At 52.9% G+C, this 18,993-nt stretch carries 20 protein-coding genes and 1 pseudogene; 10 read left to right on the top strand and 11 right to left on the bottom strand.

What is annotated here, in order from left to right:
- Positions 1-22 precede the first annotated feature (22 nt).
- Positions 23-589 carry a DNA-3-methyladenine glycosylase I gene (locus AC1DUO_RS00445; protein WP_013575513.1) on the top strand — a complete coding sequence of 189 codons (567 nt, stop codon included), beginning with the start codon at positions 23-25 and terminating at the stop codon, positions 587-589.
- 16 nt (positions 590-605) lie between these two features.
- Here AC1DUO_RS00445 and AC1DUO_RS00450 read toward each other — a convergent pair whose 3' ends face one another.
- Positions 606-1,568 carry a GlxA family transcriptional regulator gene (locus AC1DUO_RS00450; RefSeq protein WP_119261634.1) on the bottom strand — a complete coding sequence of 321 codons (963 nt, stop codon included), beginning with the start codon at positions 1,566-1,568 and terminating at the stop codon, positions 606-608.
- A gap of 116 nt (positions 1,569-1,684) precedes the next feature.
- Between AC1DUO_RS00450 and AC1DUO_RS00455 the strand changes: the two genes are divergently transcribed.
- Positions 1,685-2,326: an HD domain-containing protein gene (locus AC1DUO_RS00455; protein ID WP_013575511.1), complete on the top strand. Its 642-nt coding sequence runs from the start codon at positions 1,685-1,687 to the stop codon at positions 2,324-2,326.
- A 49-nt stretch (positions 2,327-2,375) separates the two neighbouring features.
- Here AC1DUO_RS00455 and yqfB read toward each other — a convergent pair whose 3' ends face one another.
- The 4 genes from yqfB to AC1DUO_RS00475 form a co-directional block, all read right to left on the bottom strand.
- The gene (gene yqfB, locus AC1DUO_RS00460) at positions 2,376-2,681 is read right to left on the bottom strand and encodes a N(4)-acetylcytidine aminohydrolase (RefSeq protein ID WP_013575510.1); all 306 of its coding nucleotides are present in this window, start codon (positions 2,679-2,681) and stop codon (positions 2,376-2,378) included.
- A gap of 69 nt (positions 2,682-2,750) precedes the next feature.
- On the bottom strand, positions 2,751-3,488 hold the full coding sequence (locus AC1DUO_RS00465; protein WP_119261633.1) for a metallophosphoesterase: 738 nt from the start codon (positions 3,486-3,488) through the stop codon (positions 2,751-2,753).
- Between the two features lie 134 nt (positions 3,489-3,622).
- Complete coding sequence (locus AC1DUO_RS00470; RefSeq protein ID WP_119261632.1) at positions 3,623-3,985, bottom strand: cupin domain-containing protein; 363 nt, start codon at positions 3,983-3,985, stop codon at positions 3,623-3,625.
- 123 nt (positions 3,986-4,108) lie between these two features.
- Complete coding sequence (locus AC1DUO_RS00475; protein ID WP_013575507.1) at positions 4,109-4,714, bottom strand: transglycosylase SLT domain-containing protein; 606 nt, start codon at positions 4,712-4,714, stop codon at positions 4,109-4,111.
- 218 nt (positions 4,715-4,932) lie between these two features.
- Between AC1DUO_RS00475 and AC1DUO_RS00480 the strand changes: the two genes are divergently transcribed.
- Both AC1DUO_RS00480 and gap read left to right on the top strand, forming a co-directional pair.
- Positions 4,933-5,922, top strand: a complete 990-nt coding sequence (locus AC1DUO_RS00480) for a GlxA family transcriptional regulator (RefSeq protein ID WP_037034011.1) — start codon at positions 4,933-4,935, stop codon at positions 5,920-5,922.
- Positions 5,923-6,000: 78 nt separating this feature from the next.
- Positions 6,001-7,011 carry a type I glyceraldehyde-3-phosphate dehydrogenase gene (gap, locus tag AC1DUO_RS00485; protein ID WP_013575505.1) on the top strand — a complete coding sequence of 337 codons (1,011 nt, stop codon included), beginning with the start codon at positions 6,001-6,003 and terminating at the stop codon, positions 7,009-7,011.
- Between the two features lie 138 nt (positions 7,012-7,149).
- On the opposite strand, the gene AC1DUO_RS00490 is transcribed toward gap, so the two are convergent.
- A complete protein-coding gene (locus AC1DUO_RS00490; protein WP_112152252.1) occupies positions 7,150-7,563 on the bottom strand; it encodes a VOC family protein in 414 nt (137 codons plus the stop codon).
- Between the two features lie 201 nt (positions 7,564-7,764).
- On the opposite strand from AC1DUO_RS00490, the gene AC1DUO_RS00495 reads away from it, so the two are divergent.
- A complete protein-coding gene (locus tag AC1DUO_RS00495) occupies positions 7,765-8,223 on the top strand; it encodes a MarR family winged helix-turn-helix transcriptional regulator (RefSeq protein WP_119261631.1) in 459 nt (152 codons plus the stop codon).
- A 112-nt stretch (positions 8,224-8,335) separates the two neighbouring features.
- A pseudogene (locus AC1DUO_RS00500) lies at positions 8,336-8,512 on the top strand (hypothetical protein); the annotation flags it as partial.
- Here the strand turns inward: AC1DUO_RS00500 and AC1DUO_RS00505 are convergent.
- Positions 8,496-9,524, bottom strand: a complete 1,029-nt coding sequence (locus AC1DUO_RS00505; RefSeq protein WP_477986162.1) for an isopenicillin N synthase family dioxygenase — start codon at positions 9,522-9,524, stop codon at positions 8,496-8,498. The pseudogene AC1DUO_RS00500 and the gene AC1DUO_RS00505 overlap by 17 nt on opposite strands.
- 158 nt (positions 9,525-9,682) lie before the next feature.
- Positions 9,683-10,564 carry an NAD(P)-dependent oxidoreductase gene (locus tag AC1DUO_RS00510; RefSeq protein ID WP_119261630.1) on the bottom strand — a complete coding sequence of 294 codons (882 nt, stop codon included), beginning with the start codon at positions 10,562-10,564 and terminating at the stop codon, positions 9,683-9,685.
- Positions 10,565-10,785: 221 nt separating this feature from the next.
- Between AC1DUO_RS00510 and AC1DUO_RS00515 the strand changes: the two genes are divergently transcribed.
- Positions 10,786-11,157 carry a YebF family protein gene (locus AC1DUO_RS00515; RefSeq protein WP_037034006.1) on the top strand — a complete coding sequence of 124 codons (372 nt, stop codon included), beginning with the start codon at positions 10,786-10,788 and terminating at the stop codon, positions 11,155-11,157.
- Between the two features lie 196 nt (positions 11,158-11,353).
- Here the strand turns inward: AC1DUO_RS00515 and malI are convergent, their stop codons facing one another.
- Positions 11,354-12,385 carry a Mal regulon transcriptional regulator MalI gene (malI, locus tag AC1DUO_RS00520; protein ID WP_119261629.1) on the bottom strand — a complete coding sequence of 344 codons (1,032 nt, stop codon included), beginning with the start codon at positions 12,383-12,385 and terminating at the stop codon, positions 11,354-11,356.
- Between the two features lie 254 nt (positions 12,386-12,639).
- On the opposite strand from malI, the gene malX reads away from it, so the two are divergent.
- The 3 genes from malX (at position 12,640) to add (ending at position 16,694) form a co-directional block, all read left to right on the top strand.
- Positions 12,640-14,253, top strand: a complete 1,614-nt coding sequence (gene malX, locus AC1DUO_RS00525; protein ID WP_119261628.1) for a maltose/glucose-specific PTS transporter subunit IIBC — start codon at positions 12,640-12,642, stop codon at positions 14,251-14,253.
- 59 nt (positions 14,254-14,312) lie between these two features.
- Complete coding sequence (locus AC1DUO_RS00530; protein ID WP_119261627.1) at positions 14,313-15,488, top strand: MalY/PatB family protein; 1,176 nt, start codon at positions 14,313-14,315, stop codon at positions 15,486-15,488.
- 207 nt (positions 15,489-15,695) lie between these two features.
- Positions 15,696-16,694 (top strand): adenosine deaminase, encoded by a 999-nt coding sequence (gene add / locus AC1DUO_RS00535; protein ID WP_013575496.1) that lies wholly within the window; start codon positions 15,696-15,698, stop codon positions 16,692-16,694.
- Between the two features lie 64 nt (positions 16,695-16,758).
- On the opposite strand, the gene AC1DUO_RS00540 is transcribed toward add, so the two are convergent.
- Positions 16,759-17,778, bottom strand: coding sequence for a bile acid:sodium symporter family protein (locus AC1DUO_RS00540; RefSeq protein ID WP_013575495.1), 1,020 nt, complete (start codon positions 17,776-17,778; stop codon positions 16,759-16,761).
- Positions 17,779-17,857: 79 nt separating this feature from the next.
- Entirely contained in the window at positions 17,858-18,904 is a 1,047-nt protein-coding gene (locus AC1DUO_RS00545) for an oxidoreductase (RefSeq protein WP_013575494.1), read from the bottom strand.
- Positions 18,905-18,993: the final 89 nt, after the last annotated feature.

Below are 18,993 nucleotides of genomic sequence, written 5' to 3' on the forward strand. Positions count from 1 at the left end.
TTTCTGCTTTCAGGAGTTCGCGATGACAGATCTGATCCGTTGCCCGTGGGGCACGAGTGACCCGATGATGATTGACTATCATGATGATGAATGGGGCAAGCCGGTACGTGACAGCCGGGCACTGTGGGAAAAGCTGATGCTTGATGGCTTTCAGGCCGGATTATCCTGGCGGATCGTGCTGAAAAAAAGGGATGCCTTGCGCCTGGCCTTCTGCGATTTTATACCCGAGAAAGTCGCAGAATTTACCGAAGAAGACATCGAAAGGCTGGTGAATAACGCCGATATTATCCGCTCCCGCAGCAAGATCACGGCGGTTGTCAGCAACGCCCGGGCCTATCTGTCCATGCAGCAAGCGGGTGAAGATTTTGGTGAGTGGATTTGGGCGCAAATCGGCGGGAAAGCGATTCAGCATACCGGGCCGGTTCCGACTAAAGATGCGCTGTCTGATCAGATTTCAAAAGATCTCAAAAAGCGTGGATTCAAGTTTGTCGGCCCGACAATAGTCTATGCCTGGCTGGAAGCTACCGGCCTGATTAATACCCATCATCCGGATTGTTTCCGGCGTGCTCAGGTAGCAAAAGAAGCCTGATTTCTCGAAAGTTTTTTCAACGGGAATACTGCTTTTGATATTGTGACGGTGTCACGGATAATTGCCTGACGAACGCACGTCGCAAGATATCAACGCTGGAAAATCCGCACTGTGCCGCAACCTGCTTCACCGCCATTTCCCCCGTTTCCAGCAGTTGCCGCGCGTGAAATATCCGTTGCTGTTCCAGCCATTCTGCCGGTGATTGCCGCAGCGCCTGATTAAACAAACGCGTCATATGGCGGACACTGATCCCCATATGAACAGCCAGGCTTTGCACATTATGCGGTTGGTCGAGCGAATTCATCACCCACCGCTGTACGTCCTGTAATGCCGACCGGCCACTCAGCGACGCCTGACCATGGCGGCTGAACTGCAACTGCCCGCCGGGACGTTTGAAGAACATCACCAGTTGCGAAGCGACATCCAGCGCGGTTTCCCGTCCAAGATCTTCTTCCACCATATTCAGGGCTAAATCCAGCCCGGAGGTGACACCTGCTGCCGTTCTCAGCTCACCCTCGGCAATAAAAATAGCGTCAGCTTCGACATTCACCCGCGGATACTCTTCGCTTAGCTTTGCGGCGACGGACCAGTGTGTGGTCACGCGCCGGTCGTCAAGCAACCCGGCGGCGGCAAGTAATAACGCACCGCTGCACACGGAACCAAAACGCTTCGCATGGTGGCTCCAGGTACGGATCCCGTCTTTTAATTTTTCATCCCGCAGGAATGTTTCCAGCACGGGCGCACCTGCGACCAGAAAAGTATCGACGGCGGCAGGAAGTGGGGTTGCAAGAGTGAGATCCGCAAACAGACGCACACCGGAAGAGGTGCGCACAACGGGATCGTCGCCAATCGCCATCACGCTCAGGGTATAAACGTCGCGGCCGCGTTGCCGGTTGGCTTCAGCGAAAACATCCAGCGGACCGGAGACATCGAGAAGTTGCACGCCCGGCACGGCGAGAATAATGATGTGTTTTGGCATTTGAATATTTCCTGTCGCAAATGAACAATTATGTCTCATAACGTCATATTACGATGATTGATGACATTTATCTTGCCGCTTATGCTGACTCTATTCAACCCAACAGGACAAATACTATGACTCTGAACATTAAGGGTATCCGCATTCCCGACAGCAAAATGGCCCGTGAAGCAACAGAACGGGTCCGTGATATGGAATCCGATTTACTGTTTCATCATTCCAGCCGTGTATATTACTGGGCCGCGCTGGCCGGGCAACAACGTCAGCTAAAGGTTGATCATGAGCTGCTTTATATTGGCTGTATGTTCCACGATGTGGGGCTGACACACGAAAATTGCAGTTGCGATAAACGCTTTGAAGTTGACGGCGCCAATGCCGCACGCGAGTTTATGCAACAGCACGGCATCAGCACGCAGGACATCGATAAGGTCTGGACCGCCATTGCGCTGCATACCACGCCGGGCATCCCTGAATTTATGGATCCGGTGATCGCACTGGTGACTTCAGGTGTGGAAATGGACGTACTCGGCATCAATTATCAGGGCTACGATGACAGCGTACGTAATGCGGTTGTCGAAGCGCATCCGCGGACACCGGCGTTCAAGGAAGATATTATTCAGGCATTTTATGACGGAATTAAACACAAGCCGCAGACCACATTCGGCAATGTCAAAGCCGACGTCATTGCTGATAAAGAACCCGATTTTATCAAAGGAAATTTCTGTTCTGTGATCCGCAATTCCCGCTGGAATGGCTGATGAGAAGAAAAGGGCGCGTGGAGAAGGGATCCCGGCGCGCCACACGCAATTAAAGAAGACGAAATTCAATCATAAACAGTGATTTCAGCCCCGGATAAATCTCGCTGATGACCTGTTTCAGTTCTTCCAGTGTCATGTTTTCCTGCACCGCGTGCTGATCGTTGAGATCGTCGAACTGTACACCAGTGACAGCGATAATTTCAATGTTGCAGAAAAACACGTCATCTTCATAACGGCTGACGCGAACCTGATCGCCTGCTGTAAAATCCGCGTCGCTGGCTTCACGCAGGGTGATCGTTTTACGGCCAGCAAGKATATCAGCCTCAAAACGACTGTAAAAAGTGATATTTTTCATGAGGTTTCCTGCGTTAAATAGAGAGAACGTCCGGTTGATGGTATAGCGTGCGCATATATCAGGCAGATATTAAAGAAGGACAGGGTGGCTAACCATCTCACCGTCATTGTATCTGTGAATCATAAATGACAAGAAGTTGTTCACGGGAGGAACAATTGCCGTGCCAAGCCACAAAGGATTTTCCGGGCAGATGGAGCCGCAAATATAAGCCGGTATTCCGGCCAGTTGCCCGGCCATTGACCGGTGAACATGACCTGCTGAGATAGCGATAGGTTTTCGCGGATGCTCACTTAAAAACTCAGCCAGTTTTACCACATCGCGACACATTATCTGATCTAAAGGCGGAATGCCGCTGCGGATAACCGGATGATGCATGAAAAGAATGGAATTCGCGGAACCGTCGCTGATCAGATTATCGGCCAGCCACGGCAGATGTTCGCCAATGGCTCCTGCGGGATTTCCCTGGATGGTGGTATCAAGGCCGATAAGGCGGAGTTCACCGATGTCCGCGACAAAATGCAGCGCGTCATTTTCGCCGGAATTGCACCAGTAATGGCAATGCAAAATTGATTTCATTGCTGCACGGTCGTCTGAATTACCGGGCAATATGAATGACGGGTAAGATCTTTTATTCAGCTGAGCGGCGATAGCGGCATAACCATCACGCCAGTTGTCGTCAATCAAATCACCGGTCAGCACAAGGGCGTCAGGCGTAATGAGATCAATCCACGTCAGTGCGCGTTCAAAGCCTGCGAGGTTATCATTATTTTCTGCGGCATGAATGTCAGACACCTGAGCGATAATCACCAAAACCTCCGGGAGGATTTCCCGTTATCAGAATAAGAACAATGTAGAGGATATAGAACGGATAATCAAAGTGCGCATAATGTATATTATGTTAAATAGGATATCAACTTACGCACCAGACGCCATCATTTTCCTCATTCTGCCTCACCTGCTTCGTTCAACGTTTTTTCACCGTAATGAATGGCCAGCCAGATGGTCGTTCCATTCTGTTCAGTCCATTCGACGCGGTGTCTGCACATCGACGGGATATTCACGAAGTCGCCTGCTTTCAGAATGCGCACATCGGTTTCGGTATCAAACCTCAAACCAGCCGAACCTTGCAAGATCAGTATCCATTCGTCATGCGTCTGGCAATACCAGAATCCCGTCGGGCTGGCTTGTCCTGTGGAAATAATCCGCTCAATACGAATACCGGGTCGTGTCAGCAACTCTTCAAAGGTCTCGCCTTCACCATTACGTGCAGCTCCAGGAATATCTGTGAATATGTTATCTGGCATTCACCACCTCCGTCCGGACTTTCAGGGTTTCAAATTGATCGCGCTACGTGAATTCTGAGAATTGAACAGCATAGTTGTACTGCAGATTTCACGTAGCACGTCCATTTTTCAGTGCTCTAAACACTATAAACCGGCATAGGCTTTTTCGACTTTGGCCATGTATCTGGGTGCCTGCGGCGCCGGATGATACTGACGAACATGCCAGTTAAAAGCTTCCGGCGTCAGTTGATTAATCATTTGGATTGCCGTCTGCCGGTTACTGGAAAACGTTCTAAGTAACGCTCCCGCACCGTTGGCATACGCGACTTCTGTGGCATAACGGCGCGTCAGCGGATCGTTAATCCAGTTAAGTTGCTGACGTTGCAATGCACTGATGTATGCCGTTCCCAGATCAATGTTGGTTTCCGGATCCAGCAAATCATCGTCGTCCGGGCAACCGCGTTTACCTTTATAACGATACGCGTCGCAACCGCTGGTCGATGCTTTCAGCTGCATCAGACCAATAGCATTAGATGGACTGACTGCTTTGGGATTAAATCCGGATTCGACCTGAATGATTGCCTTCACCAGTTTACGGTCAACTTTGTATTCATCGGCAGCATCTTCAATCTCATCATCAAAGGCATGCGTGTCGTATTTCTTATAATGAGGTTTGCCCGAGCAGCCAGCCAAAATCATCAGCATAACCAACATGCTGAATTGTGAAGTTTTTTTGAATAATGAAATCATAATCTTCCAGGATCTAAATGAACGTTTCTCCGGCTGATAAGATACCGTTATCGTCACTCAGGGTCATGTATTTATGAGGGATTTTCTGACATTCAACGGTATCAAAAGTGCGAAATCCGGTCCCTGCGCCCTGCTTTCACGTTAATTTACTGGCTGAGTGATTCAATAACAGCATTCGCAGATTTGACTTATTTAATACACATTGTATTTTTAATGCCATGAACACATTCCTGATTATCGTCCCCGACGGGGGCATGTTATTCGAAGCAGCAGGCATTGCTGATATCCTCATGCAGGCAAATCGTCTGTTGCCTCTCCACGCCACGTCTGACTCCAAAATTGCGCCTTATCAGGTGACTGTGGCGACCACACAACCGCACCGTGTGATTCACGGTGTCTCAGGGCTTAACCTTCTCGCGGATCACCGGTTATGCGATCTTGACCCCACATTGACCCGCGACACTATCTTAGTCACCGGTAAAGGCTTATCTGAAGAAGAAGGCTCAAACGTTGTCCGCTGGCTGCAACAGGCTGCGCCGCATGCCCGCCGTGTGGTATCTGTTTGTGGCGGCGCGGTGTTGCTCGCCCAGGCGGGATTACTCAACGGCCGACACGCCACCACACACTGGCGTCTGATCGACACCCTGCAGGCACAATACCCGCAGGTGACCGTGGAACGCGGCCCGATGTATGTTCAGGACGGTCCGGTCTGGACGTCAGGTGGCGTCAGCTCCGGCTTTGACCTCACTCTTGCATTGGTCGAAGAAGATCATGGTTTCAGCATCGCTAAAAATGTTGCTCAGGATTTAGTAATGTTTCTCCGGCGTCCGGGTGGACAGTCGCAATTTAGCCGCTATCTTTTGAATCAGGCCAGCAATGGCTCTATCCGCGAACTTCAGGCCTGGTTACCTGAGAATCTCAACAGCGATTTATCTGTCGAAAACCTTGCTGAACGTGTCGCGATGAGTCCGCGAAACTTCACGCGCGTTTTCACACGCGAAACCGGCATAACCCCGGCAAAATATGTTGAGGAAGTCAGGCTGAGTGCCGCGCGACAGCTTCTGGAACAAACAACACAAAACATAGATCGTATCGCCCTCACGACCGGCTTCGGCGGCGGGCTGAACCTGCGCCGCGTTTTTGAACGAAATTTACAACTTACACCGACAGAATACAGAGAACGCTTTTGCTCCAGATACTTGGCGTAAATTGATCTTTTATTGTCATTTACGCCAATCCTCCTGCGTACTAGATTAACTGTAAAGCAAATAACTAAGGAGTTCATCATGGTCAAAGTAGGTATCAATGGTTTTGGCAGGATTGGACGGAATGTTTTGCGCGCCGCACTCGGGCGGGATGACTTCCAGGTGGTGGCAATTAATGATCTAACGGACAGTAAGACTCTCGCTCATCTTCTGAAATATGACTCACTCTCAGGCACGTTAAAAGCTGACGTCGAAGCGGGTGAAGGCGAATTACGGGTTGATGGAAAACCGGTACGCGTTTTCTCAGAAAGGGATCCCGCTGCAATTCCGTGGAGCTCTGTGGGCGTTGATATCGTTATTGAAGCTACCGGCTTCTTTACTGAAAAAGCTAAAGCGGAAGTTCACATCACCCGGGGCGGAGCAAAACGCGTCATTATTTCCGCACCGGCCAAAAATGATGACATCACTATTGTGATGGGCGTTAATGACAGCGATTACGACCCGGCAAAACACAAAGTGGTCAGCAACGGCAGTTGTACCACCAACGGTCTGGCCCCTGCCGCTCAGGTTTTGCATCAGACCTTCGGCATTGAACACGGCCTGATGAACACCACACACGCCTACACCAACAGCCAGGCGTTGCATGATCAACCTGAAAAAGATTTACGGGGTGCGCGTGCGGCCGCGGTTTCCATTGTTCCGTATTCCAGCGGCGCAGCGAAAGCGATCGGGAAAGTTATCCCGGAACTGGACGGACGCATGACCGGTTATTCACTACGAGTTCCGGTGCCGGTGGTTTCCATCGTCGATTTAACCGTTAACCTTAAACGCGAAGCGACTGTTGAAGAAATTAACGCCGCGTTTCGCAAGGCGGCTGAATCCGGCCCGCTTAAAGGCATTCTGGGTTACAGCGAGGAGCCGCTGGTGTCGAGCGATTATCGCGGTGATCCGCGTTCATCCATTATTGACGGGCTTTCAACATTGGTGATTGGCGGCAAGCTGGTGAAAATTCTCGCCTGGTATGATAACGAATGGGGCTTTTCAAACCGCCTGGTCGATCTGGCCCTGTTAATGGAAAAACGCGGTTTATAACCTCCTCTTTTCCTGCCAGAATAATGACAGACACCGCTTTATGCGGTGTCTTTTTATATGTCAAAGACGATCACCATTTTTAATAAAACACACTGTATGTTGTAACTAATTAATTATTTCTTGCTCCAGGAATGAACGTCATTTCTCCTGCGGCCCGATGGTCATAAACGGGTTATAGGCGATTTCCCACAGATGTCCGTCCGGATCGGCGAAATAACCCGAATATCCACCCCAGAACACTTTCTGTCCCGGTTTAATCATTTTACCTCCCGCACTGACTGCCTGAGCCAGAATGGCATCCACTTTAGCTTCACTGGCCACCGTTTGCGCCAGCGCCATACCGCGAAAACCATTCCCTGCCGGGCTGACTTGCGCATCTTTTGCCAGTTCGTCCCACGGAAACAGAGAAAGCCAGGCACCTGCCAGTTCAAAAAAACTGACACCTTCAGAATCGATAACCACTTTTGGAAAGCCCAGTCCGTGCTGATAAAATTCGGTAGAAGCGGCCAGGTCTTTAACACCCAGCGTGATCATGTTGATGACAGGTTGCATTGTATTTTCTCCGTCAGAGGGATAAAGCAAACAGGTAAAATGGCTTTCCGGATAGCATAAATAGTTTCCGGAAACTTTACTTAGATAACCCTTCCACTTGTCTCAAAATGTTAATGGCACCCGTCCTTTTCTGATAAATGTTGCTTATCGTGCTAATCTGACGTCTCAGAACCTGCTAATCCCCGACGTTGAGGATCTCCTGTGACCATATTACGCCGCCGCCCGGAAGCCACCTCTCCTGCCGTCCGTTTCCTGCCTGAAACCATTCATATCGGCCGTCAGTTGCGGACTTATTGTGATGCCCGTTTCAAAACTATTGGCCTGACACTGGCTCGCGGGCAAGTGTTATTACATCTGGAAGCCGCCAGCGGACGCCTGCCTCAGGGTGAACTGACCGCGTTGCTGGAAGTCGAACACCCTACCGCCATTCGCCTGTTTGACAGCCTCGCCGAGCTGGGCCTGCTGGAACGCTGCCCCGGAGAAACCGATCGTCGTTCGAAAGATATCAGACTGACAGAAACCGGAACTGAGCTGGCAAACCAGGTACGCATCATGACGGATGACATTCTGATCCGCGTCATGGAAGGTATTCCGCAAAATGATGTGGATATCGCCCGGGATGTTCTCGCCAGTATTACTGCCAATATCGCCGCGCTTTAATTGGCGATTTTTCACGTTTTATAGCTTTTCCCGCCTGCAATAGTCACTTCCGTTACTGATTTGTTACTCGTTATTATTCGTGGCAACGTTACCCTGCTCAGCCCCCAGGTGTCAGGCTATATCACCGACGTTAAATAACGCGACGGGTAACTTCACCAAAATCTCACAACGTATCGCGGTGCGCATTGAACTGGAACCGGGACAGCAGCAAAGTAACCGTCTGCGTCCGGGCATGTCCACCATGGTCAGCGTAGATACTGCACAGGCCCCGGTCAGCCAGCAGTATTAGCCCCGGGGAAATCGGAATAATAGCGCTGTGCCACGTCAGGATGTGAGCGCAGCCGCCCTTTCAGATAATTGAAACCCACATCGCGGAATAACGGATTCAGCGGATCGCTTGCCTCTCCCCGCGCTTCCTGCGCCAGTTCTGCGGGCAACGGGAATAATGGCACAACAGCATCAAGCTGAGCGCCAAGGAAAAATGCCAGCGACAAGCGCTCGCCGCCTTCCGGTGGCGAGACAACCCGATGTACCGTAGCGCGCAGATAACCGTTGGTGGCAAGTTCCAGTAACTCGCCGATATTAACCACCAGCGTATCAGGGACCGGAAACGCGTCGATCCACTGGTTTTCTTCCACTTCAACCTGTAAACCGCGCTGTTCATCCTGCAAGAGAAAACTGAGGAATCCTGAATCCTTGTGCGCACCGACCCCCTGATTTCCGGCGCCCACCGTGCGCCCCGGATAACGGATCAGTTTGATATGTTCATTAGGCTTTTCGCCATACAGCGGATCAAACGCGTCTTCCGGCAGTTTCAGCGCCAGGGCAAAAGCCCGCAGCAGACGCAGCGACATGGCCGTCATCTCCCGTTGCCAGCGCAGTAACAGCGGGCGCAATTCCGGCAATGCTTCCGGCCATTGATTCGGCCCCTGCAATCTTGCCCATGCAGGCGTACTCTCTGTGACCGACAGTTTTGGCCGCTCGGCACCGAGATCAAACTGTTCGCGCCAGTCCGGCTGCCCCCGGGTAATCTCCGAGGCGGCCCGGTTATAACCGCGAAAGTGTGGCGAGTTGATCATCGCCACAGCCAGTTTGTCTTCCTCTGGTAGGGCAAAGAATTGTCGGGCAACCCGCTGAACATCCTTCAGTAACTGCGCATCAACGCCATGATTTTTCAGGTAGAAAAAACCAATCTCACGCGCCGCATAACGCAGTTGCGCAAGGAACGCTTCCCGCTGTCCGGGCGTTGCAGAAAACTGACTGAAATCGATCAGAGGGATAGAGGGGGATGTCTGGCTCATCGCGTAGTCCGCCGTGATGTTATTAATAATTATCAACGCTATCACGGTTGCCGGATGACAGACCAATAGCCAGATGGTCTGGTTTATACTTCAGGGTTATGAATGAGAGGCAGAAAACAGCCAGCCCTTCCGTGGACAGGCCGCTGATTTTTAATGACTTAAGACTTATTGCCAAGATAGTGATACACCACCGCCAGATCCTTCCCGCCATAACCGCCATCGACCGCACCCTGCCAGGTCTGACTGATACGTTTCATCACCGGCAGTTCAAGATTGCTGCCCGCTTCCAGCGCCAGATTGATATCTTTCAGGGCCCAGGTCAGCTGCATCTGCGGGGTGTAATCACCGCTTTTGAACATCTCCATTTTGCCCCTGATATACGGCGCAGCAAGCGGACCGCCTTCCAGCACATTCCACAGATCGTCGGGGGTGAAACCCAGCGCTTCGGCAAGTTGCGTAGTTTCTGCGATACCTTCCATCATGGCAATCAGCCAGGCATTGACCACCAGTTTCATTTTGGATGCACGCCCGGCTTCGCCCAGCCATTTTGTCGCTTTGGAAATGGCGGCAAATACCGGCTCAATAGCCGCGCCCGCTTCGCGATCCCCGCTGGCCAGCACCACAATTTGCGCCTGTTCGGCCGGTGCTTTCGTCCCGGAAACCGGTGCATCAAAGAACACCACATCAGGACGCAGTGTTTTAATCAGCGCCATCAACGATTCCGTCGCGTCTACGCCGAGCGTTCCCATTTGAGCGATAATGCCGCCCTGTTTCAGGCCGGCAAGCAAACCGTTGTCACCCTGATAAACGTCAAGGGACGTTTTGCCATCGGACAGCATTGTAATCACCACATCCGCCCCTTCAGCGGTTTCACGCGGTGTCCGGCCGCGTGTCGCACCGGCTTTCACCAAATCATCACCCCGTGAAGCCGTCCGGTTCCAGACGCGGGTATTGAACCCTTTTTTGATCAGGTTAGCGGCGAACGCGTGCCCCATTGCGCCCAGCCCCAGTACGGCGACCGTGGGTTGTTGCTGACTCATGCCTGACTCCTTACGTAAACAATGTATGTTGTAAAAAGGCTAACACCCCGGCGCGCTGTCCGGGCATTGGCTTCTGTAAGCGAATGCAACAGAAAGGCTGATATTACTTAACCTCTGCTGAGTAAGTGGCGTAACATACGCGCTTTCGCGCCTGGCATTTAATATTGATTTATTCAGGCAGCTTATGATTTGACTGATAATTTTCAGGAGTGGCAAGCATTATGAGTAAAGTTGTTTTGATCGGGATTGTTTCAGTCATTTTCGTTTTGATGGTGCTGATGTTGGGCTCTGTGTATATCTACCCGTGGTGGATGCAGCGCTCCACAGAAGGCGCGTGTGCCGATATCAGCAAGGACAATGCCATCGATACGGTCACCCGTGATTACATGGAAAACCGTATCCCTAACTGGGGCAATGATAAAGACAACATGGGCACGTCGGTGCCGGTTCTGAATTTCATCAGCGATGACGCTAAAGAAGACAAAGGGACCTATAACATCCCGTTCAGCGCGAAAGGCCCGAACGGCACCCTGGGTTATGTCGCGCACTTTAACTGTTCCAATCACTACGTGAAATATTCGACGGTGGAATAAATCCAGACGAACACCCTGGGCTTGCGTCTGTCACCCCGCTCGCTGGAACATAAACGCCGGCAACAGCGCGCAGTGAGAAAAACGCAGGATTCCAGGGGGTTCGTTTCCAATTTTTTGGGCCGCTGTGGGCAGCAACCTACGACCTTGTCCTGGATTTTAAATTTAAAAGCGCCCGGAGTGCCCGCTCAGGCATCAGCTAAGCCGACTCCCTCTCCACCAGCCCCGGTGGCACAATAATATTCTGCGCTTCCAGATTCTGCCCGCCAATCCTCAGCAACAAGCGCCTGGCCGTTGCGTGTCCGATTTCCCGTGCGGAGTTCGCAATGGAGGTCAGCGGAGGCTCGGTCAGCTCCGATTCCGGTGCATCTTCCATGCCTATCAGGGCAATTTTTTGCTGGAAGAAACTGTCTACTGCCCCGCCGCCGACTTGTGCGCCGGTGCGCAGAACGCCGAAATAGGCACCCAGCGCGACGGAAGCTTTATGGCAGACAATCGCGCTGATTTTCGGATAGCGGGATAATAAGATTTCGGCAGCATCGGCGGCGCATTTTTGCTGATAGTCACATTCAATAATCCATTCAGTGCGAAATGGCAGACCGTATTGCAGCAGTGTGGCGCAGAAGCCGCCGAGGCGTTCGGCGCGGGTTAACGAATTGCTCAATCCGCCAAGATAGGCGATTTGTTTGTGGCCCTGTTTGATCAGATATTCCGTGGCCATTTTCGCCGCAAGCATATTATCGGGACGGACAACGTCAACCCCCTCAATACCCCCGGAGCGCGCGGCACAAATCAGCGGGACGCCATGTTCTTCCGCCTTTTCTCTCAACCCACCGAGGGTATTCACGCCACCGGCGATCACAATGCCGTCCACGCCGTGGGTCAGCAACGTATCGAAACAACGCATCAGCCCTTTACCGGACGGTCCGCTTTGCAGCAGAAATAACACTTTGCCCTGCGCTTCAAACATCTCACTGAGACCGGCGGTCATTTCGGCATAAAACGGTTCACAGATATCGCGGACTATCAGCCCGACCACGCCGGATTCTCCGCCGCGCAGCGTACTCGCCTGCCGGTTGCGCACAAAACCCAGCGCATCAACCGCCCGGTTAACCCGTTCTGCGGTTGTCTGGGAAATCCGTCCCTTGCCGCTGAGCACCAGTGAAACCGTGGTCACGGACACTCCCGCGTGCTGCGCCACATCTACGATCGTGATTTTTTTAGGGTTCATCGGGTGTTGCCGTTGATTTGAAATGCCATGAAACAGGATCCCTGCCCGCCCGCTTTACTCGAAGGCTGGAATAATTAGCGTGGTCAGACAGTTATACCTAATTCCACCCTTTGAGTAAAACGTTTAACCTTAATTTCACCAGCGTAGTGCAAGCATCATTAAATATTGTGAGGTACGACACGTATTATTTAGGTAAAACGTTTTATCTTAGCCGCCATCAAAAGCAGCTTAATAAAACAACTCATGGAGCGGGTATGCCTGCAAATAAAAAACAACGTGTCACACTTTGGGAATTCTTCCAAAGCCTGGGGAAAACTTTCATGCTTCCGGTCGCCCTGCTGTCGTTCTGCGGCATCATGCTGGGCATCGGCAGTTCGTTAAGCAGTCATGATGTGGTGACGCTGATCCCCGCATTAGGGAATCCGATCCTGCAACTGGTTTTCGTCTGGATGAGCAAAGTCGGATCGTTTGCCTTCAGCTTCCTGCCGGTAATGTTTGCGGTCGCTATCCCGCTGGGCATGGCGCGTGAAAACAAAGGTGTGGCGGCTTTCTCCGGCTTCGTCGGTTTCGCCGTGCTGAATCTGGCGATTAACTTTTTCCTGACCGCCAACGGCACATTGCCGACCGTCGACCCGATGGTGCTGAAAGCCAATAATATCCAGATGATCCTCGGCATTCAGTCTATCGATACCGGTATTCTGGGCGCAGTGATTGTCGGTATCATCGTGTACATCCTGCACGAGCGCTACAACACGATCCGTTTGCCGGATGCGCTGGCCTTCTTCGGCGGCACGCGTTTTGTCCCGATTGTCACCACGGTGGTGCTCGGTCTGGTCGGTTTGCTTATCCCGCTGATCTGGCCTTTCTTCGCCGCTGGCATTAACGGTCTGGGCCGTCTGATTCAGGGCGCAGGGGTATTTGGTCCGATGATTTTCGGTTCCGGCGAGCGTCTGCTGTTACCTTTTGGTCTGCATCACATTCTGGTTGCACTGATCCGCTTCACCGAAGCTGGCGGTACGCTGGATGTCTGTGGTCGCGAAGTCAGCGGCGCGCTGACCATCTTCCAGGCGCAGCTTTCCTGCCCGACCACGCACGGTTTTTCTGAAAGCGCGACACAGTTCCTTTCTCAGGGCAAAATGCCTGCGTTCCTCGGCGGCTTGCCGGGTGCTGCACTGGCGATGTACCACTGCGCGAAACCTGAAAACCGTCATAAAATTAAAGGTCTGCTGATTTCCGGCGTGGTTGCCTGTGTGGTTGGCGGCACCACTGAACCGATCGAATTCCTGTTCCTGTTTGTTGCGCCGGTTCTGTACGTGATCCACGCCATTCTGACCGGCCTGGGCTTCACCATCATGTCGGTTCTGGGTGTGACCATCGGCAATACTGACGGCAACATCATCGATTTTGTGGTCTTCGGTATCCTGCACGGCACTGCCACCAAGTGGTATCTGGTGCCGGTTGTGGCGGCTATCTGGTTCGCGGCTTATTACGCCATCTTCCGCTTCTCCATCACCCGCTTTAACATTAAAACCCCGGGCCGGGAATCTGAGAACATGCCTGCTGCCGCAGCGGTGCCGTCTTCCAGTAAATCTGGCTACAACGTGCCGGTTATTCTGAGCGCGCTGGGCGGTGCCGGTAATATCGTTTCTCTGGATAACTGCATCACCCGCCTGCGTCTTTCCGTGGCAGATATGTCGCTGGTCGACGATGCCACGCTGAAAGCCAACCGCGCCATCGGTGTTGTGCATCTTAACGAACACAATCTGCAAGTGGTGATTGGTCCGCAGGTGCAATCAGTGAAAGATGAACTTGATTACCTGATCCGCACCGCGGCGAGTCAGCCCGTGCCGGAACCGGCTATCGGGTAACTATGATTAACAGGGCGACTCCGGTCGCCCTTTTCTGCTTTATTCAGGGAGTGAAAAGAATGACTTTTGATTTCTCCACCGTTACCGACCGTCATGGCACCTGGTGCACCCAGTGGGATTACGTTGCTGACCGTTTCGGCAGTGCAGACTTACTGCCATTTACCATCTCCGACATGGATTTCCCCGCCGCGCCCTGCATTCTCGATGCGCTGCAAAAACGTCTGCAACACGGCGTGCTCGGTTACAGCCGCTGGCATCACGATGATTTTCTCGGCGCGGTGGCGCACTGGTATCAGCAACGTTTTAACAGCCAGATTGACCGCGAAATGGTGGTTTACGGCCCGTCAGTGATTTACATGGTTGCGCAACTGATCCGCCAGTGGAGCCAGCCGGGCGACGGCGTGGTGACATTTACGCCCGCCTATGACGCCTTCTTCAAAGTTGTGGATGGCAATCAGCGCCAGATGCTGGCCTGTCCGCTGATTAAAAACGCTAACGACTGGGCGCTGGACGCAGAACATCTGGAAAGTCTGCTGGCGCAACCGGCCTGCACTTTGCTGTTGCTGTGCAGCCCGCATAACCCGACCGGTAAAGTCTGGACGCGTACAGAACTGGCGCTCATCTCAGAACTTTGCGAACGCCACAACGTGCGGGTGATCAGTGATGAAATCCACATGGATATGGTCTGGGGCGAAAACCGCCATACGCCGTGGAATGAAGTCGCACGCGGTGAATGGGCGTTACTGACGTCCGGTTCGAAAAGTTTCAACATCCCGGCGCTGACCGGCGCTTACGGCCTGATCAGCCATCAGGCCCCGCGCGAGGCGTATCTGCAGCAGCTAAAATCCTGCGATGGCTTATCGTCTCCGGCAGTGCTGGCCATTCATGCGCACGTTGCCGCGTATCATCACGGTGAACCCTGGCTTGACGCGCTGCGGGAATATTTACAGGGCAATCTGCAATACGTTGCGGAACAACTGAACGCCGCCTTCCCGCAGCTCAACTGGCAGCCGCCGCAATCCACCTATCTGGCCTGGATTGATTTGCGCCCGCTCGGGCTTGACGATAATCAACTGCAAAATGAGCTGATCGAACATCAAAAAGTCGCCATCATGCCGGGTTATACCTACGGCGAAGAAGGCAACGGCTTCCTGCGCCTGAATGTTGGCTGTCCGAGATCGAAGGTGGAAGCGGGTGTTGAAAAATTAATCAATGCCATCAGGGAGTTGGTCTAAGCTCCTCCCCCTGCGAAGGGGGAGGACGGGAGGGGGTTTTAAGGGCAAACACCTGGTCGATTCACACTTCAACCTCCTGATATTTCTTTAATACCCCACCCCAACCCTCCCCTTCGCAGGGGAGGGAGCAAATTCAAAACCCTTCTTGTTGCGCAACTAAATACAGTTATAATGCCCCGCACATTTCAATAATAATGAGTGCACACCATGATCGACACACGCCTTCCCCTGACCGACATTCACCGCCACCTTGATGGCAACATCCGCGCTCAAACCATTCTCGATTTAGGCCGTCAGTTTAACCTGACCTTGCCTGCCAATGAACTTGAAGCCCTGCGCCCGCATGTCCAGGTGATGCATACCGAACCGGATCTGGTGAGTTTTCTGCAGAAACTCGACTGGGGCGTAAAAGTGCTGGGCGATCTTGATGCCTGCCGCCGTATCGCCAAAGAAAACGTTGAAGATGCGGCGCGTGCCGGTCTGCATTATACCGAGCTGCGTTTCTCCCCATATTACATGGCGATGAACCACAAACTGCCGGTCGCTGGCGTGGTGGAAGCGGTGATTGAAGGGATCCGCGAAGGTCAGCAACATCATAATATCGATGTGCGTCTGATTGGCATTCTGAGCCGTACCTTTGGTGAAGATGCCTGCCAGCAAGAGCTTGAGGGTTTGCTGGCGCACCGCGACGGCATTACCGCACTGGATCTGGCCGGTGATGAACTGGGTTTCCCCGGCAGTCTGTTCCTCAGCCACTTTAACCGTGCGCGTGACGCAGGCTGGCGCATTACCGTGCACGCCGGTGAAGCCGCAGGGCCGGAAAGCATCTGGCAGGCGATCCGCGAGCTGGGCGCAGAGCGTATCGGTCACGGCGTGAAAGCCGCACAGGATCCGCAACTGATGGATTTCCTGGCGAAGCATCAGATTGGTATCGAATCCTGCCTGACTTCCAACATACAGACCAGCACCGTTGCCTCTTTTGAACAGCATCCGCTGGCGATTTTCCTGCGTCACGGCGTGCTGGCTTCAATCAATACCGATGACCCGGCGGTTCAGGGCATTGAGATTGCTAACGAATATAACGTCGCCGCACCGGCTGCCGGGCTGACGCCAGACGAGATCCGCAAGGCACAGGAAAACGGCCTGACCATGGCGTTCCTGACCGACGCTGAAAAGCAGGCCATTCGCGACAAAGTATCGGCGTAACGCTTTCTGTGACAATAAAAAAGGGCGGAAATAATTTCCGCCCTTTTCTTTTCGATTCAACCTGTTAAACCGTTTTTACTTCTTCTTTCTTCAGCAGTGCCGCGGCTTCTTCACGTGCCACACGTTTGGCATAGCGTGAGGCCAGTACCGCGCACACCATCAACTGAATCTGGTGGAAAATCATCAGCGGCAGCACCATCGCGCCTACGGCGGCAGCCGGGAACAGCACGTTCGCCATCGGAATACCGTTCGCCAGACTCTTCTTCGACCCGCAGAACACAATGGTGATTTCATCTTTGGTGTTAAAGCCAAACAGACGCGCCACGTAAGTGTTGATGATCAGCACAATAGTGAGCAGAACAACAGAACAGCCGAGGATCGCCAGCAGCGACCAGCCGTTGATCTGATGCCAGATCCCCTGCACCACCGCTTCACTGAACGCCACATATACCACCAGCAGAATCGATGAACGGTCAGTGACGTTGACGATTTTCTTGTGACGCTGTACCCAGCCGCCAATCAGCGGACGACAAAGATGCCCGATGATAAACGGCACCATCAGTTGCAGCACAATAGAACCGATGGCGTGCAGGGTGTCAGTGGTGCCGCCCTGTGTATGCATCAGCAGGCCGACCAGCACCGGCGAGAGGAACACGCCAAGAATACTGGATGCCGACGCGCTGCAAATAGCCGCCGGAATGTTACCACCCGCCACCGAAGTATAAGCAATCGCAGACTGCACGGTCGCAGGTAGTGCGCAGAGATACAGGAAACCGTAGTACAACGTCGGCGTCAGGATCCCCACCGGCACCAGCCATTTCATGCCCAGACCGAGCAGCGGGAACAACGCGAAGGTGCTGAGGAACACCACTACGTGCAGACGCCAGTGGCTGATACCCGCCATGATCGCTTCACGGGAAAGCTTCGCACCGTGCATAAAGAACAGCAGCGCGATAGCGGCCGTGGTCAGGTAACCGAAGAAGGTTTTATAAATCCCTTCACACGGGAAAAATGAGGCGACCACGACAACACAAACCAGGATCAGCAAAAACTTGTCGATTTTCAAACGTTGTAACCAGGACATGAACCTTCCTTGCAAAGTGAATAACAAATGAAAAATAAAAGTGCCACCAAAGTGACACTTAAGAAGCGTAGACGACGTGTTAGTTCTTGATGACTTTCAGGGTCGCCTGTTGTTCTGAGGACTGCATCCCCAGTTCGAGCATTTCCATCACACGGATAGCATCCGCCGCCGGAACCGGATTGTCGCCCTGTCCGTTAATGGCATCCCGCACCCCGGCATAATAAGCCGGGTAATTGCCCGGAATGGTCAGCAGCGATTTTTCCGCCAGTACGCCGTCGTGGCTCAGCGTAATCACACCATCGCGCTTGTCGAATCCCCAGTCAGGCTGTGGCAGACGTTCACCGGCTTTCAGGCGGTCCTCCTGCGGATCCAGCCCGAATTTCACGTAGCTGCCCTTTTCGCCCTGCACGATAAAACGCGCAGTTTCGGCAACCGCATACACCGTACTGTGCAGCACCACGCGACGGCGCGGATAGGTCAGCACCGCGTTGAAATAGTCCACGGCTTTACCGCCGGGGCGCAGTACAGCCAGATCCGCCTGCAACGTTTCCGGCAGTCCGAACAATTGCAGCGCCTGATCCAGAAGATGCGAACCCAAATCGAACCAGATGCCGCTGCCCGGCGCATCACTTTCACGCCAGCGCTGCTGAACCTGCGGTTTGTAACGGTCGTAATGGGATTCGAAATAGACGATATCGCCGAGCGCGCCTTCTTCAATCAGCGTTTTAACCGTGAGGAAATCCGAATCCCAGCGACGGTTATGAAATACTGACAGCACCTTGCCTTTTTCACGCGCCAGCGCGTCAAGCTCGCGGGCTTCCTCAAGTGTTACGGTAAAGGGTTTATCCACGATAACGTGCTTACCCGCTTCCAGCGCCAGTTTCGCCAGCGGGAAATGGGTGGTATTGGGCGTCGGGATCACCACCAGATCAATGGACGCATCGGCAAACAGCTTTTCCGGCGAATCTACCACCTCCACATTGGGCCAGTCCGCATGGACTTTGCCCGCATCGCTGCTGGAAACCACCGCCAGCTCGAGGCCGGGCGTGCCATCAATCAGGGGTGAATGAAAGGTTTTACTGGCGAAGCCGTAGCCGACGAGGCCGGTACGCAGGGTCTGAGTCATAGGATTTCCTTTATTTAACGGTCTTACCCGCTGGAGGCTAATCATCTGATTTGACACCAGCCACGCAGGATGAACAAGTGAAAAATTTG

Source organism: Rahnella sp. P4_A8 (assembly GCF_056402435.1).